The 14,818-nt window shown below is 70.4% G+C and carries 12 protein-coding genes and 1 riboswitch; of the genes, 5 read left to right on the top strand and 7 right to left on the bottom strand.

Annotated features, from left to right (window positions below; translation table 11 throughout):
• Positions 1-4: 4 nt before the first annotated feature.
• Positions 5-1,438 (bottom strand): alpha/beta hydrolase family protein, encoded by a 1,434-nt coding sequence (locus tag ACFXJ8_RS13600; RefSeq protein WP_379644173.1) that lies wholly within the window; start codon positions 1,436-1,438, stop codon positions 5-7.
• A 79-nt stretch (positions 1,439-1,517) separates the two neighbouring features.
• Between ACFXJ8_RS13600 and ACFXJ8_RS13605 the strand changes: the two genes are divergently transcribed.
• The 5 genes from ACFXJ8_RS13605 to ACFXJ8_RS13625 all read left to right on the top strand — a co-directional run bounded on the left by ACFXJ8_RS13605 (position 1,518) and on the right by ACFXJ8_RS13625 (position 7,697).
• On the top strand, positions 1,518-2,102 hold the full coding sequence (locus ACFXJ8_RS13605) for a helix-turn-helix domain-containing protein (protein ID WP_379644174.1): 585 nt from the start codon (positions 1,518-1,520) through the stop codon (positions 2,100-2,102).
• A gap of 48 nt (positions 2,103-2,150) precedes the next feature.
• Positions 2,151-3,074 (top strand): Bug family tripartite tricarboxylate transporter substrate binding protein, encoded by a 924-nt coding sequence (locus ACFXJ8_RS13610; RefSeq protein WP_379644175.1) that lies wholly within the window; start codon positions 2,151-2,153, stop codon positions 3,072-3,074.
• A gap of 4 nt (positions 3,075-3,078) precedes the next feature.
• Positions 3,079-3,277: riboswitch (cobalamin riboswitch) on the top strand.
• A gap of 87 nt (positions 3,278-3,364) precedes the next feature.
• Positions 3,365-5,542, top strand: a complete 2,178-nt coding sequence (locus ACFXJ8_RS13615; protein ID WP_379644176.1) for a ribonucleoside-diphosphate reductase subunit alpha — start codon at positions 3,365-3,367, stop codon at positions 5,540-5,542.
• Positions 5,543-5,575: 33 nt separating this feature from the next.
• The gene (locus ACFXJ8_RS13620) at positions 5,576-6,571 is read left to right on the top strand and encodes a ribonucleotide-diphosphate reductase subunit beta (RefSeq protein WP_379644177.1); all 996 of its coding nucleotides are present in this window, start codon (positions 5,576-5,578) and stop codon (positions 6,569-6,571) included.
• Positions 6,572-6,599: 28 nt separating this feature from the next.
• Positions 6,600-7,697 carry a mechanosensitive ion channel family protein gene (locus ACFXJ8_RS13625; RefSeq protein ID WP_379644178.1) on the top strand — a complete coding sequence of 366 codons (1,098 nt, stop codon included), beginning with the start codon at positions 6,600-6,602 and terminating at the stop codon, positions 7,695-7,697.
• Here ACFXJ8_RS13625 and ACFXJ8_RS13630 read toward each other — a convergent pair.
• From ACFXJ8_RS13630 to ACFXJ8_RS13655, 6 genes are all read right to left on the bottom strand, one after another.
• Complete coding sequence (locus ACFXJ8_RS13630; protein WP_379644179.1) at positions 7,626-9,149, bottom strand: hypothetical protein; 1,524 nt, start codon at positions 9,147-9,149, stop codon at positions 7,626-7,628. The two genes, ACFXJ8_RS13625 and ACFXJ8_RS13630, sit on opposite strands and share 72 nt — an antisense overlap.
• Before the next feature lie 223 nt (positions 9,150-9,372).
• Positions 9,373-10,518, bottom strand: coding sequence for a DegT/DnrJ/EryC1/StrS family aminotransferase (locus tag ACFXJ8_RS13635; protein ID WP_379644180.1), 1,146 nt, complete (start codon positions 10,516-10,518; stop codon positions 9,373-9,375).
• Positions 10,515-11,612: a GNAT family N-acetyltransferase gene (locus ACFXJ8_RS13640; RefSeq protein WP_379644181.1), complete on the bottom strand. Its 1,098-nt coding sequence runs from the start codon at positions 11,610-11,612 to the stop codon at positions 10,515-10,517. The genes ACFXJ8_RS13635 and ACFXJ8_RS13640 overlap by 4 nt, the downstream gene beginning before the upstream one ends.
• A gap of 12 nt (positions 11,613-11,624) precedes the next feature.
• Complete coding sequence (locus ACFXJ8_RS13645; RefSeq protein WP_379644182.1) at positions 11,625-12,923, bottom strand: lipopolysaccharide biosynthesis protein; 1,299 nt, start codon at positions 12,921-12,923, stop codon at positions 11,625-11,627.
• A gap of 129 nt (positions 12,924-13,052) precedes the next feature.
• Positions 13,053-14,288 carry a glucose-1-phosphate adenylyltransferase gene (glgC, locus tag ACFXJ8_RS13650; protein ID WP_379644183.1) on the bottom strand — a complete coding sequence of 412 codons (1,236 nt, stop codon included), beginning with the start codon at positions 14,286-14,288 and terminating at the stop codon, positions 13,053-13,055.
• A 98-nt stretch (positions 14,289-14,386) separates the two neighbouring features.
• Positions 14,387-14,716, bottom strand: coding sequence for a hypothetical protein (locus ACFXJ8_RS13655; RefSeq protein ID WP_379644184.1), 330 nt, complete (start codon positions 14,714-14,716; stop codon positions 14,387-14,389).
• Positions 14,717-14,818 lie beyond the last annotated feature (102 nt).

Below are 14,818 nucleotides of genomic sequence, written 5' to 3' on the forward strand. Positions count from 1 at the left end.
GCCCTCACGGCAGCAGGAGGCCCCAGTAGAGGGCCCAGGGGATCATGACCACGCCCGCCGCGACGAGCAGGCCGAGCCGTACCCGCTCGGAGCGGCGCCCGGCCGCGCGCCAGGCGCGCGCGGTCGGCACGACGGCGACGGCGGCGGCGATCGCCAGCGCCTGCAGCAGCAGCCAGAGCACGGGCCGTCCGGCCAGGACCGGTCCGGGCTCGGCCAGCTTGCCACCGGTCATGATCACGTACATGAGGTAGCAGAACCCCCCGGCCACCACGGCCAGGCCCGCGGCCGCCAGCACCCTGGGCCCGGCGCTCGAGGCCACCGCCGTGCCCCTGATCCGGCGCGCGCCCGCGGCCAGCGGGTAGCCGAGGAAGGCGAGCAGGAACAGCAGGAGGGCGGCGCACTGCACGGCCGCCGACTCCCACCAGGACGGCGGCGGCACCGCGATGGTCGCCGACTCCTGGTGCGGCCGGGTGCTCGCCTCCGGCGGGCTCGACAGGGGCGCGCGCCCCGCCACGACGTCGGACACCCACGAGCCGACCAGCTCGGGGTAGCCGGGAGTCAGCTCGGGCAGCCTGGTGACGCCGCCGTCGGGGCTGCGGTGGGCGGCGTGGTCCGCGCCGGCGAACATCCGCATCGTCACGTGCTCGTTGCCGCCCTCGGCCAGGGCCCCGGCCATCAGGGGAGGACTCTCCTTCGGCGGGGTGAGCAGGTCGTGGGTGCCCCAGATCGCCAGCACCGGCTGCCTGACCTTCCGCAGGACCGGCAGCGGGTCGTGCCACGGCTCGGGGAACAGCCCGCCGTCGGAGATCGCCCGGTACATCGTCGGCACCGCCCTGTCGGGCAGCGAGCCTGACACGCCCGCCTTGCGCAGGCCCGCCGAGACCGCCCACGCCTGCTGGCGCAGCGGCTGCTGGGAGTTGGCGCCGACCAGCACCGCGAACGCGACGTCGGAGGAGCGGGCGGCGGCCATCGGCACCACCCATCCGCCCTCGCTCAGCCCCCAGAGCCCGACGGCCGACGGGTTGACGCCCGGCCGGCGGCGCAGCGCGGCCACCGCACCGAGCGCGTCGGTGGCCAGCTGCGCGTAGGAGCGCTCGAACAGCGAGTAGCCCACCGACCGCTTGTCGTAGACGAGCACCGCCATGCCGCGCCTGGCGAACTCCACGGCCTCGGTCATGAGTTTGGTCCTGGCAGTGCCCTGGCCCGCCCCGTGCACGAGCACGATGCCGGGCCGCGGGCCCTGTCCGTGTCCGTCTCTGGGGGACAGGACCGTGCCGCGCAGGGTGAGCCCTCCGTCGCCCGCGAAGCTCACCTCCGTCGCCGCCAGATCGGCGGGCACCGGTACGGCAGGCGTGGGCGTGGGCGCGGCTTGGGCGGCGGCGGCCGGTACGGCTAACGCCGCCAGCAGGGCCATCGTCGAGATCAGGAATCGCTTCATACCGCCGAAAGTACTCTGCAGAGAGTTCTCGGCAAAGAGATGTCTGCAGAAATCCTTCTGGAGGACTAGGGTGCTCGTCATGAAGGATGACCAGCCCTGGGTGCTCGACGACCCCGGCAAGCTGAAGGCCCTGGCCCATCCGATGCGCCGGGCGATGCTGCGTCACCTGGGCCTGCACGGCCCCGCCACCTCCACGACGCTCGGCTCGCTGCTCGACGCCAAGACCGGCACGACCAGCTACCACCTGCGCCAACTGGAGAAGTACGGGTTCATCGAGGAGATCCCCGAGCGCTCGGCCGGGCGCGAGCGGTGGTGGCGCAGGATCGAAACGGGCGACATCAGGCTGCCGCATCCGCAGCGGCTGGCTCCGCAGGACCGTCCGGTGCTGGCCGAGTTCCACCGGATCGGGCTCGAGGAGGACAAGCAGATCCTCATGGAGCTCCTGCCCGCCGCCTACCAGGCCGATCCCGCCTGGGTGAAGGTCTCGCGCGGCCTGGGCCGGATGACGCTGGCAGAGCTGGAGGCCTTCTTCGAGGAGTACATGCTGCTGCTGAAGAAATACAGCCATCGCGCGGCCGACGCCCCGCCGCAGGCCAGGCCGCTGCACATCCGCCTGCTCGCCATCCCGGCCGACCTGCCCACCCCGATGAGCGACTCTCCGTGACGAGCCCATAACATTGGGTGGAGGGGGCCGGGGTGACGGGGAGGGCGCATGCGCCGTCGGGAGTTCGTGGCGGGCGCGCTGGGCGCGCTGGGCGCGCTGGGCGCGCTGGCCTGCCTGTCCGGCTGCGGCACGCCCACGCGACAGGTTCCGAGCTTCTCCGTCGTGCCAGGCGGCGAGGCCTGGATCCCCGTCGCGCGGGCCCTTGAAGGGCAGCTCAGGCGCGGCGGGATGTCGGCAGGGGGCACCAGGCTGACCGTGACGGGCCTGCCCGCGCTCGCCGCCGCCGAGATCAGCAGGTCGAAGGAGATCGGCACGCCTCTGGCCAGGCTCGTCGGCGACGTCGAGGCCCTGGTGGTCACCGACGCCTCCCTGTTTCGCGAGTTCGACGAGTTCGCCCGGCGGCTGGTCGCCGACCCCGGCGGCACCGTGCTGGGCGGCAGGCCGCAGGGGGAGACCGACCACCTGCTGTTCGGGCTGGTCGCCCGCGGCCTCGGTGCCGACGCCAGAGTGCTCGACTACGCCGGCTACCCCACCACGAACGACGCGGCCGAGGCGCTGCTGGCCGGCCGGGTCGCCATCGCCGCGGGTCCGCTCGGCGAGTGGCGCAAGCCCCTCGACAAGGGGCGCGTCAGGGTGCTGGCCGTCTCCTCGGCCGAACGGGTCGAGGGCGTCGATGCGCCGACCCTGCTGGAGTCGGGCGTGCGGGTCGACTTCGCCGACTGGTGCGGCGTGCTCGGGCCCAAGGAGATGGGCGAGGGCGAACGCGCCCAGGCGGTCGAGCTCCTCGACGAGGTCGTCGGGTCCGAGCGGTGGCGGGAGGCCTGCCGTACGAAGGGCTGGAAACCGATCCCGCTCAGTGGCGACGACTTCGGCCAGTGGTTCGGCTCCGAGGTCGAGAGGACCCGCGAAGTGCTCAAGGACCTCGGCCTGATCGACACAACTTGTTGGGGTAGTTGCGTCCGCGGCCACTAGATGTAGGATCCTGGTCGTCGCTGGTTCGCCCGAGCAGGGCGAAGCAAAAGGGAAGCCGGTGAGATTCCGGCACTGCCCCGCAGCGGTGAGCGGGAACGACCGCCGTCACGAAGCACTGGGCCCATGGCCTGGGAAGCGACGGCCAGTAGGAAGCTGACGTACGCCCGCGAGTCCGAAGACCTGCCAGCGGTATGACCTGTCCAAGGCCTCGAGGGAGGGCCAGGGGGCCCTGCGGCGTGCCCGCGTGCTCTCGCCTGCCCTCACGGGGGCGAAGCTCGCGAGGAGAGAGCGTGACGCAGATCGTAGAGGTGGATCGCCGGCTGGCCATCGAGGAGGCCGCCGCCAGGGTGATCACCGATCCGGAGAACTCCAGGGTCGCCGCCAGGCTGCTGGCCGAGGAGATCGCCGACGAGGCCGCCGCCCACGGCGTGCGGACCTTCTCCGAGTCGATCGCGGCCACCCACGCCGCGGGTCTGCTGCAGGACGGGCTGGCCGCCTTCGTGGCCGCCAACGCCGCCGCCCTCGACGCGCTCGTGGACGAGGGCGCCGACGACAGGTTCGAGTACTTCGGCCTGCGTACTGTCTACGACCGCTACCTGCTGCGCCACCCGGAGACCCGCGGCGTGCTCGAACGCCCGCAGCACTTCATGCTGCGCGTCGCGTGCGGCCTGTCGGCGTCGGTCGCCGAGGCCGCCGAGCTGTACGCGCTGATGTCCACGCTGTCGTACCTGCCCAGCTCGCCCACTTTGTTCAACTCCGGCTCGCGCCGCGCCCAGCTGTCGTCCTGCTTCCTGCTCGACTCGCCGCGTGACGAGCTGGAGGGGATCTACGAGCGCTACGGCCAGGTCGCCAGGCTGTCGAAGTACGCCGGCGGCATCGGCATCGCCTGGACCAGGGTGCGTTCGCGCGGCTCGCTGATCCGCGGTACCAACGGCCACTCGAACGGCATCGTCCCCTGGCTGCGCACGCTCGACGCCAGCGTCGCCGCCGTCAACCAGGGCGGCCGCCGCAAGGGTGCGGCCTGCGTCTACCTGGAGACCTGGCACGCCGACATCGAGGAGTTCCTCGAACTGCGCGACAACACCGGCGAGGAGGCGCGCCGCGCCCACAACCTCAACCTCGCCAACTGGGTGCCCGACGAGTTCATGCGCCGCGTCGAGGCGGACCAGACGTGGTCGCTGTTCGACCCGAAGCAGGTGCCGCACCTCACCGACCTGTACGGCGAGGCCTTCGACGAGGCATACAAGGCCGCCGAGGCGGCGGGCCTGTACACCCGCCAGATCCCCGCGCGCACCCTGTACGGCCGGATGATGCGCACGCTCGCGCAGACCGGCAACGGCTGGATGACCTTCAAGGACGCCGCCAACCGCGCCTCCAACCAGACCGCGCGCCCGGAGAACGTCATCCACCTGTCCAACCTGTGCACCGAGATCCTCGAGGTCACCAGCGACGGCGAGACCGCCGTCTGCAACCTCGGCTCGATCAACCTGGCCGCCCACCTGTCCGGCGCCACCATCGACTGGGTACGGCTGCGCGCCACCGTCAGGACCGCGGTGCGCTTCCTGGACAAGACGATCGACCTGGGCTTCTATCCGACGCCCGAGGCCGAGACCGCCAACCTGCGCTGGCGCCCGATCGGGCTCGGCGTGATGGGCCTGGCCGATGTGTTCTTCTCGCTGCGCCTGCCGTTCGACTCCCCCGAGGCCCTGAGGCTGTCGACGCGCATCGCCGAGGAGATCGCGCTGGCCGCCTACGACACCTCCGCCGACCTGGCCGTCGAGCGCGGGCGCCACCCCTCCTACGGCGACACCAGGGCGGCGCAGGGCGTGCTGCACCCCGACCACTTCGCAGTGGGCGACTCGCCCGAGTGGACGGCGCTGCGTGCCAAGATCGACAGGACCGGGCTGCGCAACTCCCTCATGATCGCCATCGCGCCGACGGCCACGATCGCCTCCATCGCCGGCTGCTACGAGTGCATCGAGCCGCAGGTGTCGAACGTCTTCAAGCGCGAGACCCTGTCGGGCGAGTTCCTGCAGGTCAACCGCTACCTGGTCGCCGACCTTCAGCGCCTGGGGCTGTGGACGCAGGAGATGCGCGACGCGGTCAAGCGCGCCGACGGCTCGATCCAGGACATCGCCGCGATCCCCGCCGAGCTCAAGACCCTGTACCGGACGGCGTGGGAGCTGCCGCAGAAGGCGCTCATCGACCTGGCGGCGGCGCGGACGCCGTACATCGACCAGTCGCAGTCGCTGAACCTCTTCATGGCCACGCCGACGATCGGCAAGCTGTCGTCGATGTACGCCTACGCGTGGAAGCAGGGGCTGAAGACCACCTACTACCTGCGCTCGCGCCCCGCGACCAGGATCGCGCAGACGACCGTGCAAGCGGCTCCCGAGCAGGCGTTCACCGTGAGCGAGGCCGTCGCCTGCTCGCTGGAGAACCCCGAGATCTGCGAAGCCTGCCAGTAGGCCCCCCGACATCCCTTCCCCGAGGAGAACCGCATGCTGCTCGACCCCGGTATGGACCTGACGCTGCGCCCGATGCGCTACCCCGACTTCTACGAGCGCTACCGGGCCGCCATCCGCAACACCTGGACGGTCGAGGAGGTGGACCTGCACAGCGACCTGGCCGACCTGGCCAGGATGTCGCCCCAGGAGCGCCACCTCATCAACCGCCTGGTCGCCTTCTTCGCCACCGGCGACTCCATCGTCGCCAACAACCTCGTCCTCAACCTCTACCAGCACGTCAACGCCCCGGAAGCCCGCCTGTACCTGTCCAGGCAGCTGTTCGAGGAGGCGGTGCACGTGCAGTTCTACCTGACGCTGCTCGACACCTACCTGCCCGACCCCGACGAGCGCGTCAAGGCCTTCGCCGCCGTCGACAACATCCCCTCCATCCGCGACAAGGCCGAGTTCTGCTTCCGCTGGATCGACTCGCTGTCGGACCTGCAGCGGCTGGAGACGCGGGAGGACCGCAGGACCTTCCTGCTCAACCTCATCTGCTTCGCCGCCTGCATCGAAGGACTGTTCTTCTACGGCGCCTTCGCCTACGTCTACTGGTTCCGCTCCCGCGGCCTGCTCAGCGGCCTGGCCACCGGCACCAACTGGGTCTTCCGCGACGAGTCGATGCACATGGAGTTCGCCTTCAGCGTCGTCGACACCGTCCGCGCGGAAGAGCCCGACCTGTTCGACGACGAGCTCGGCAAGCAGGTCACCAGGATGCTGGAAGAGGCGGTCGCGGCCGAGCTGGCCTTCGCCTCGGACCTGTGCGGCGACGGCATGTCGGGAATGACCGTCGAGCAAATGCGCGAGTACCTTGAGTACGTCGCCGACCAGCGGCTGCGCCGCCTCGGGATGCCGATCAGGTACGGCACCGCCAACCCCTTCGCGTTCATGGAGCTGCAGGACGTGCAGGAGCTGGCGAACTTCTTCGAGCGCAGGGTTTCCGCTTACCAGGTGGCGGTCGAGGGCAATGTGACCTTCGACGAGACATTCTGAGACATTAGGGGGCATGATTGTGTCGCCGGTGAACTGGCTCATCCTGATTGGTTCGGTCATCGGAGCGGTCATCGGCGTCGAGCTGGTTCGCAGGCTGCTGCTCAAGGCCGGCCGTACCTGGGATTTCCTCGGGCACCTGGTGCGCCGGTGCACGTGGCCGGGGTTCGCGGTGGCGGCGGTGGTGGCCTTCAACGCCGCCTTCGTCCCCGGCATGGTCAGCACCTCGGCCGGCCCCGTCATCGAGCGCCTCATGGGCGTGGTCACCATCGCCGTGGTCACCTGGCTGATCATCCAGGCCGCCTACGCGGTCACCGACCTCGTCCTCGACCGGCTCGAACAGATCGACGACAACAACCGCAGAGCCCGGCGGACCAGAACACAGATCACGCTGGTCCGCAGGGCCGCCGCCGCGGTGATCATCGTGATCTCGTTCGGCGCCGCGCTGTTCACCTTCCCTGAGGTGCGCGCGCTCGGCGCCGGTCTGCTCGCCTCGGCCGGCATCGCGGGCGCGATCGTCGGCATCGCGGCCCAGTCCACGATCGGCAACATGCTCGCCGGGCTGCAGCTCGTCTTCAGCGACGCGCTGCGGCTCGACGACGTGGTCGTGGTCAACGGCGAGTGGGGCAGGATCGAGGAGCTCACGCTCACCTACGTCGTGGTCCGCTCGTGGGACGAGCGGCGCCTGGTCTTCCCCGTCTCCTTCTTCACCCAGAACCCGTTCGAGAACTGGACCAGACACGGCAGCAGGGTCATCGGCCACGTCTACTTCCGCGTCGACTGGTCGGTGCCCGTGCCCGAGCTGCGCGAGGAACTGCACCGCTTCATCAAGGACCACCCGCTGTGGGACCAGAAGGACTGGACGCTCCAGGTCACCGACATCCTGCCCAACGGGCTGGTGGAGCTGCGCGCGCTGATGAGCGCGGCCGACTCGGCCTCGGTCTGGGACCTGAAGGCCGACGCCCGCGAGCACCTCGTGGCCTACCTGAAGGCCCACCACCCGCAGGCGCTGCCCCGCTTCAGGGTGGAGAGCTCCTCCTACGGCGCGTTCGCCGACTCAGGCCCCGGGGGCTGGCCGAAGGACCCGCGTAGCCCCCGCGATCAGCGCGGTGGCCAGAACCCATCCTGAGACCACCAGCGTCCAGGCCACCCACGCCGTCCACCCGGCGGGCTCGTACGCGCCGCGCACCTCGAACACGCTCACCGGCACCAGCAGGTCGAGGGAGTAGACGAACGCGTTGAACGTGCGCACCTCGTCGGGGTCCACCTGGACGGGCGGGACCTGGCCGAAGATGACCGTCCCCGCGCCGAGCAGGATCACCGCCCACAGACCCGCCAGCCACGAGCGGTAGCCGTAGCCGACCATCAGGTCGAGCAGCCGCCCCCACATCCTGCCGGGGGCGCGCAGGGTGCCGCGCCGCTCACGCTGCTTGGCCAGCAGCACCCGCCGCGCGTCGGGCTCGTGCCCGATGCGCCGGTACCACGAGGCCAGCTGCTCGTACGGCTGCGGCCGGTAGCCGTCGGGGTCGTGGCACAGCCAGCCGAGCCGTTCGGTGAGCGTCCACGAGCCGCGCAGCGACTCGTAGGTCAGCCCGTTGAGCTGCACGGCGTCCGGATAGGCTTCGGGGGAGTCGAGCAGCACCCCGAACCGCGAGTAGCCGAAGTTGACGCCGCCCTCGATCACGTCGGGCCGCATGATCACCTCATCGGCCTGCATGTGGCTGAGGTGCAGCACCCTGCCGGCCGCGCGCAGCTCGGCGCGGTCGAAGGACAGGACCCCGTCGACGCGCGCGCCGCGCATCCTGATCGTGCCGTCGGCCCTGAACCCGGCGCTGAGCTCGGCGGTGCCCGCCGTCATGAAGTCGGCGTTGATCGCGCCGACGTGCGCCCGTTCGAGGTAGAGGCCGCCGGGGAAGTCGCCGCCGATCAGCCGCAGCCCGCCGTGGGCGCGCAGGCCGCGCAGGAACGCGCCGCCGCCCACCGACAGGCCGCCCGCCCACAACGCCCACTCGTGCATGGTGTCGCCCGCGTTGTCCTCCGGCTCGCGCACGTCGCCGTGGGCCGACTCGGACGTGGTCGTGCGCGGCGGCGGCGCCGTCAGCGTCGTCCTGGACAGGCGGCACTGGCCCTCGACGCGCGCGTTGTCCAGGCGCACGCCCGCGTGGACGGCCGAGCCGTCCAGCTCGAACAGGCCGTCCACCTTCATCCGCGAGCCCTTGAACCTGGCCAGCTCGCAACCGCGCAGCCGGACACCCTTGGCGGTGGCGTCGGACAGGTCGACCGGCTCGGCCAGATGGCAGTTGAGCAGGTAGAGCGTGGCGTCGATCGAGGCGCCCGACAGGTCGAGGGCACCGACCACGCGGGCGCCCGCCAGCCGTACGCCCGGCACCTGCCCGGGGGTGCGCTCGACCGCGCCGAGCAGCAGCGCGGCGATCACCTCGGCCCGCACCTCGCGCTCACGCCCCCAGCGATGGGCCTGCGCGGGATCGTCGAGCTCCTTGTCGCCCTCGCGCAGATCGACCCACGCACCACTGGAAAAGGCCCGCCAGAGACGGCGTTCGGCCGGAGATAATCTGCGCACGGGGGAGATTTTAATCTGTGGCGCTTCCGCCAATTGCCTTTTACCTTTGTGGTGTTCGCGAGAAGGAAAACGGTCCAAGCCGTCAGGCTTTTTCTTTCTCAGGTCTGACCGGCGGGAATGGCGCCCCCCGGATGGATGTGAACACCTACTCGCCCCGGGCATGGACCCACGCCAGCCACGCCCGGGGTCACGAAGCGGTCTGGGTTCACGAAGCGGTCTGGGTTCATAAAGCGGGTGGTACGGCGGGCCGGACCCCGAGCTCGGCGAGCAGCCCGGCGATCGGGCGCGCGCGCAGCGGGTCGACGGGCAGGACATGGCTCGTCCACCAGCGCGCGGCCTCGGGGTTCGGCCCGGCCGGGACCAGACGGAGATAGTCGTTCAGCGGCGGGTCGTAGACGAATCCCGGGACGATTCCCCGTTGTTCGAGCCGGGTGACGACCGCGTCCCTGTCCTCGACCACGAGCGGGACCCGCAGCAGCGGCTGGGGCTCGGCGTGGCGCACCCCCTCGGCGGCCCACGGGGTGTCGCGCAGCAGCCGGACCCCGGCCAGGCGCGGCTCCTTCTCCCGGTCGATCACGCGAAAGCGGGAATCCTGGTAGCGCCGCACGAGCGAGCCATGGCGCATCCGCCAGTCGGCCTGGTCGATCGAGAGCCAGTAGTCGAGAGCCGACAGCAGCTCGCCGGCCCGGGCCCGCGCGTCACCAGCGGCCAGCGCCGCCCTCAGCTCGTCCTCGCGGGACGGCAGGCGGTGCCCCGTCCACTTCACCAGGCCCAGCCGCTTGAGCGCGTGCCAGATCGGGCGTACCAGGCCGGTGCGGTAGATCGTCTCCCTGATGACCGGCCGCACGACGGCCGCGAGCTGACGCCCGGGGACGAGCAACTCGTCCCTGGCCTCGGCCAGCGCCCGCAGGTCGGCCGGATCGGCGCAGGTGAGGAAGGCGCCGGACATCGCCCGGCCGTGCTTGGCCAGGCTGTAGACGCCCGCCGCCCCGAACGTGCCCGCCGGCCGCCCGCCGATCGTGGTCAGCATGGCGTGGGCGGCGTCGTCGATGATCGTCACCCCGTGGCGCGAGCAGGTCTGCCGCAGCTCGGCGATCCGGTCCGGCTGGCCGTACAGGTGGGTGGTGAGCACGCCGGACACGCCCGCCCAGTCGACGGCGGGCACGTCGATGTTGCCGTCACGCCACGAGACCGGGGCCAGGACGGGGGTCAGCCCGGCCGCCAGCACCATGAACAGCACGATCTCGCAGTTGGTCGGCGCGAGCAGCACCCTGTCGCCCGGCTTGAACCAGTGGCGCAGCGCCAGGTAGAGGCCGAACCGGCCCGAGGGCACGTGGAGGCAGTCCTGTCCCACCCGATCGCGCATCATCGGCGCCTGCCGTAGGCGCGCAGCATCCTGTCGACGGCGCCATAGAGGGCTGGGGTCTCCAGGACGAGCCGGCGCGCGCGGCGGACCGGCTCGTGGCGCACCCGGTGCAGAGCGGCGCCCACCGTACGGCGGCGCACGACGCCCTCGCTGACCGGCGCGCCGGTGCTGCGCAGCGCCTCCTTGTACTCCGAGCCGGTGCCGATGCCCAGGTCGAGGGTGCGCAGGCCGATCCGCGCGGCGTCCTCGGCCATGTGCAGGTGCTGGATGAGGCCGGGGGAGTACTTGGCGAACTCCGGGTCGTAGGCGGGAAACCAGCCGACCAGCACCGAGTCGGAGCGCAGCCCGAAGTGCCCGGCGACCGGGCGGCCGCCGGCGTACATCATCGACAGCGGCCCCGCGAAGGCGGGCGTGTCGACGGCGTGCAGCCGTTCGGCCAGCTCCACCACCCAGGGCCGGCCGAACCTGTCGGCGCGGCCCATCCGCCGGTACTGCGCCGACTTCCACGCGCGCAGCAGACGGAAGTCGTCGGTACTGGTCGAGGCGAAGTCGAAGGTGATCTCGCCGACGTCTCTGCCGAGCTTGCGCTCCTTGTACAGCGTGCTCTTGTAGAACTTCGACGAGCGCTCGGCCAGCGCCGCCGCATACGCGGCGTAGCCGGACGACAGGTCGAGCACCACGCTCTGCTGCGAGAGAGTGGTGTACGGCGCGAACCACGGCTGGCCCTCGACCAGGCAGCCGAACTCCCAGACGTGCAGCCCCACGCCCTTCAGCAGCCAGTCGGCGTTGAAGCGAGCGCCGGGCCGGTGGATCACCCCCTGGCACAGCGACACCCACGAGCCGATTGCGGACCCCGCGCCGCCCGCGCCGACCTCGAACGGCAGGAATCCGGCGATGCCCTCCTCGTCGCGGATGACCCCGACGCGCGCGGCCCTGCTCACCTCGCCCATCGCGATGGTGAACTCGGGGCTCAGAAAGGGGTTGGCCAGCTGCGGTTGCGCCGCCTGCATGTCACGCCACGCGCGCAATTCGATGTCGCCGAGTTCGCCGGGCCTGATGACACAAATGCTGGAACGTTTCAAGTCGGGCTGGAACATACCCACTCCTCGCTAGGAGACGGTAGCGATCCTGCGCAGATGTGGTAGGGCGGACAGCGCAATGATCGCATTGGCGGCCAGCACCGCATAGCCCACTCCGGTGATCCCCGCCACCGGGAAGAGGACGGCGATGAGGCCCAGGGTCAGCACGGCGAGCCCGATCTGCACGATCGCCAGCCGCCTGGCCTGGCTCGTCGCCCTGAGCGTGCTGAGGTGGATCTCGATGAGCATGCCGGGCAGCACCGACAGCGCCATCAGCCGCAGCAGGGGCGAGGCGGCCTCGGCCATCTCGGTGCTGAAGACCGACAGGATGAGCGGCGCGGCCAGCGCGGCGATCGCGACGATCGGCACGATGATCAGTACGGCCCTGCGCAGCGCGTTGCGGACGCTGCGGGCCAGCTCGGCGGCGTTGAACGCGCCCTCGACGGTGAGCGAGACCGCCATGTTGGCGGCCAGCAGCCCGATCATGCAGCCGAGCGTGTGGGTGACGGAGAAGTAGCCGAAGAGCGTGGGATCGTTGAGCCAGGCGGCCACCAGGACAGGGACCAGGTAGAGCGTCAGCAACAGCGACAGCGCGCCGGGGAAGTCGCCCGCGAGGAACCTGCCGATCTCGCGGAGCCTGGGCGGGTCGCCCTCGTTCTGCCTGACGTGGCGGGGGATGGCGAACCTGAAGATGAACCAGTTGATCGGGATCAGCGCCATCGCGGTCGGGATGATCCACGACAGGAAGATGCCGCCGAACAGACCGCCGGAGGGCAGCGCGAACGCCAGGCCCGCCAGCAGCGCCATCTTCACCAGGCCGAAGGCCAGGCTGTTGGCGGGCACCCAGATCGCCTTGCGCAGCCCGGCCAGCGTCACGTCCTGCAGCGTGAAGATCGTCCAGACCAGCACCGAGGCCAGGAAGAACAGCCCGGGACCGAACCCGCCGAGGCCCGCGTAGGCGGGGCCCCACAGCGGCAGCGTCAGGAGGAAGCCGAGGGCCGCGACCACGCCGGTCGCCCCCGCCACGGCGTAGCCGCGCTGGACGAACTCCGAGGTGCGCCGGCCCCCGACGGGGATGAACCTCGCCATCGCGCCCACGAACGCCAGGCCGGTCAGCGAGGAGAACAGCCGCATGGCGCTGATCATGGTCTGCCCCTCGCCGAAGGCGTCGGGCGGGTAGAGCTTGGTGGCCAGGAACCAGTAGCCGAGCCCGAGCACGGCGGTGATCCCTGTGTTGATCATGAGCGCGTAGGCCTGGAGGAACAGCGGATTGCGCAGGTCGGCGCGCAGGCGATCGGCCAGGGTGGGTGCGGCCCCTGCGGTAGGCATGCTCTCATCGTCCGCCTGGCCGCTTGCACCGGTCTTGCCGGCGACTTTCACCCGGTCGTCCGGGTCGGGAGCCTCACTGGTCACATCGGCCATCATGTCCGACGGCCGTCACCCGTGACCCGGATACGGCTAGCGATCCACGATCTCGTTCTTGCCGATCACCACGACGCCGCCCCTGGTGACGGCGAAGCGGGTGCGGTCGTAGTCGAGGTCGAAGCCGATCCTGGCGCCGTCGGGGATGACGACGTTCTTGTCGATGATCGCCTTGCGGACGACGGCGCCCCTGCCGATCTTGACGTTGTCCATCAGCACCGAGTCCTCCACGAGGGAGTGGGAGTGCAGGACCACGCGGGGCGACAGGATCGAGCGCAGAGCCGTACCGCCGGAGATGATCACCCCGGGCGAGACGAGCGAGTCGAGGGCGCGGCCCACCCTGTCGCCCTCGTTGTGCACGAACTTGGCGGGCGGCAGCGGATCGTGCCCGGTGTAGATCGGCCACCGGTCGTTGTACAGGTTGAAGACCGGGTGCGCGGAGATCAGGTCCATGTGCGCCTCGTAGTAGGCGTCGAGCGTCCCGACGTCGCGCCAGTAGCCCCGGTCACGCTCGGTCGAGCCGGGAACGAGGTTGTTGGCGAAGTCGTAGACCTCGGCGCCGCCCGACTTGACCATCATCGGGATGATGTTGCCGCCGAGGTCGTGCTTGCTGGTCGGGTCGAGCGCGTCCTCGCGCAGCGCGTCGATCATCGCCTGCGTGCTGAAGACGTAGTTGCCCATCGAGGCGTAGACCTCGTCGGGGGAGTCGGGCAGGCCCACCGCGTCCTTCGGCTTCTCCCTGAACGCGACGATCCTGCGCCCCGAGGGGTCGGTCTCGATGACGCCGAACTGGTCGGCCAGCGACAGCGGCTGCCTGATCGCCGCGACCGTCACGTCCGCGCCCGAGTCGACGTGCTGGGCCACCATCTGCCGCGGGTCCATCCGGTAGATGTGGTCGGCGCCGAACACGATCACGTGCTCGGGCATCTCGTCGTAGATCAGGTTGAGGTTCTGGAACAGCGCGTCGGCCGAGCCGGAGAACCAGCGCGGACCCAGCCGCTGCTGCGCGGGGACCGGCGTCACGTAGTTGCCCAGCATGGCCGTCAACCGCCAGGTCCGTGAGACATGGCGGTCGAGGCTGTGGTTCTTGTACTGCGTCAGCACCACGATCTGCAGGTAGTTGCCGTTGGCGAGGTTCGACAACACGAAGTCGATCAGGCGGTACATCCCGCCGAACGGCACCGCTGGTTTGGCGCGGTCCGCCGTCAGCGGCATCAACCTCTTGCCTTCTCCACCTGCCAGCACGACTGCGAGCACCTTGGGCGACGTCATGGCGTGACGCTACCCCGAAACCGGCCGAAAACGCAGATCCCGTGCCCACCTTCCGGGCGGCGAGTCGTGCGGCTGCGCAGGCGATGGCGCCGTTGTCGCTATGACGGCTTGGGCGTCACGGGACGCTCGCAGGTGGTGAAGCCCCTGGAGTAGCCGTGCCGGTAGCCCTGGTCGTACCACTTCACGCCGGTGGGATCGATGCTGTAGGACGTGCCGCGCTCGCAGGCCAGCCGTCCGTTGAAGATTCCCTTCTCGTACCCCTTGTTGTAGAGCCGCTTCTGCCGATCGGTCTGCGGCGCCGGGTCCTGCGTGACGGTCTGGATGCTCGTCGGGGCCCCGGCCGTGCTCGCCGCGCTCACGGCGGGCACGCCTGTCAACGCGGCGGCCAGAGTAATTCCGAGAAGCGTCGCACAGTGCTTTCCGCGCATTCTCCCGCCCTCCTTCCAGTACCGCGGGCACGCGTTCCACGCTCGCGGCATCCATGGTTGCGGGACATTTCTTCGGCGATACGCCGGCATGAGTGACGTGCG

This window comes from Nonomuraea sp. NPDC059194 (genome assembly GCF_042754765.1).
GTDB lineage: Bacteria > Actinomycetota > Actinomycetes > Streptosporangiales > Streptosporangiaceae > Nonomuraea.

Excerpts from the sequence above, each read along its gene's own strand:
- ACFXJ8_RS13600 (WP_379644173.1), bottom strand. The coding sequence starts at position 1,438 with ATGAAGCGATTCCTGATCTCGACGATGGCCCTGCTGGCGGCGTTAGCC.
- ACFXJ8_RS13605 (WP_379644174.1), top strand. The coding sequence starts at position 1,518 with ATGAAGGATGACCAGCCCTGGGTGCTCGACGACCCCGGCAAGCTGAAG.
- ACFXJ8_RS13610 (WP_379644175.1), top strand. The coding sequence starts at position 2,151 with ATGCGCCGTCGGGAGTTCGTGGCGGGCGCGCTGGGCGCGCTGGGCGCG.
- ACFXJ8_RS13620 (WP_379644177.1), top strand. The coding sequence starts at position 5,576 with ATGCTGCTCGACCCCGGTATGGACCTGACGCTGCGCCCGATGCGCTAC.
- ACFXJ8_RS13635 (WP_379644180.1), bottom strand. The coding sequence starts at position 10,518 with ATGATGCGCGATCGGGTGGGACAGGACTGCCTCCACGTGCCCTCGGGC.
- ACFXJ8_RS13640 (WP_379644181.1), bottom strand. The coding sequence starts at position 11,612 with ATGTTCCAGCCCGACTTGAAACGTTCCAGCATTTGTGTCATCAGGCCC.
- ACFXJ8_RS13645 (WP_379644182.1), bottom strand. The coding sequence starts at position 12,923 with ATGCCTACCGCAGGGGCCGCACCCACCCTGGCCGATCGCCTGCGCGCC.
- glgC (WP_379644183.1), bottom strand. The coding sequence starts at position 14,288 with ATGACGTCGCCCAAGGTGCTCGCAGTCGTGCTGGCAGGTGGAGAAGGC.
- ACFXJ8_RS13655 (WP_379644184.1), bottom strand. The coding sequence starts at position 14,716 with ATGCGCGGAAAGCACTGTGCGACGCTTCTCGGAATTACTCTGGCCGCC.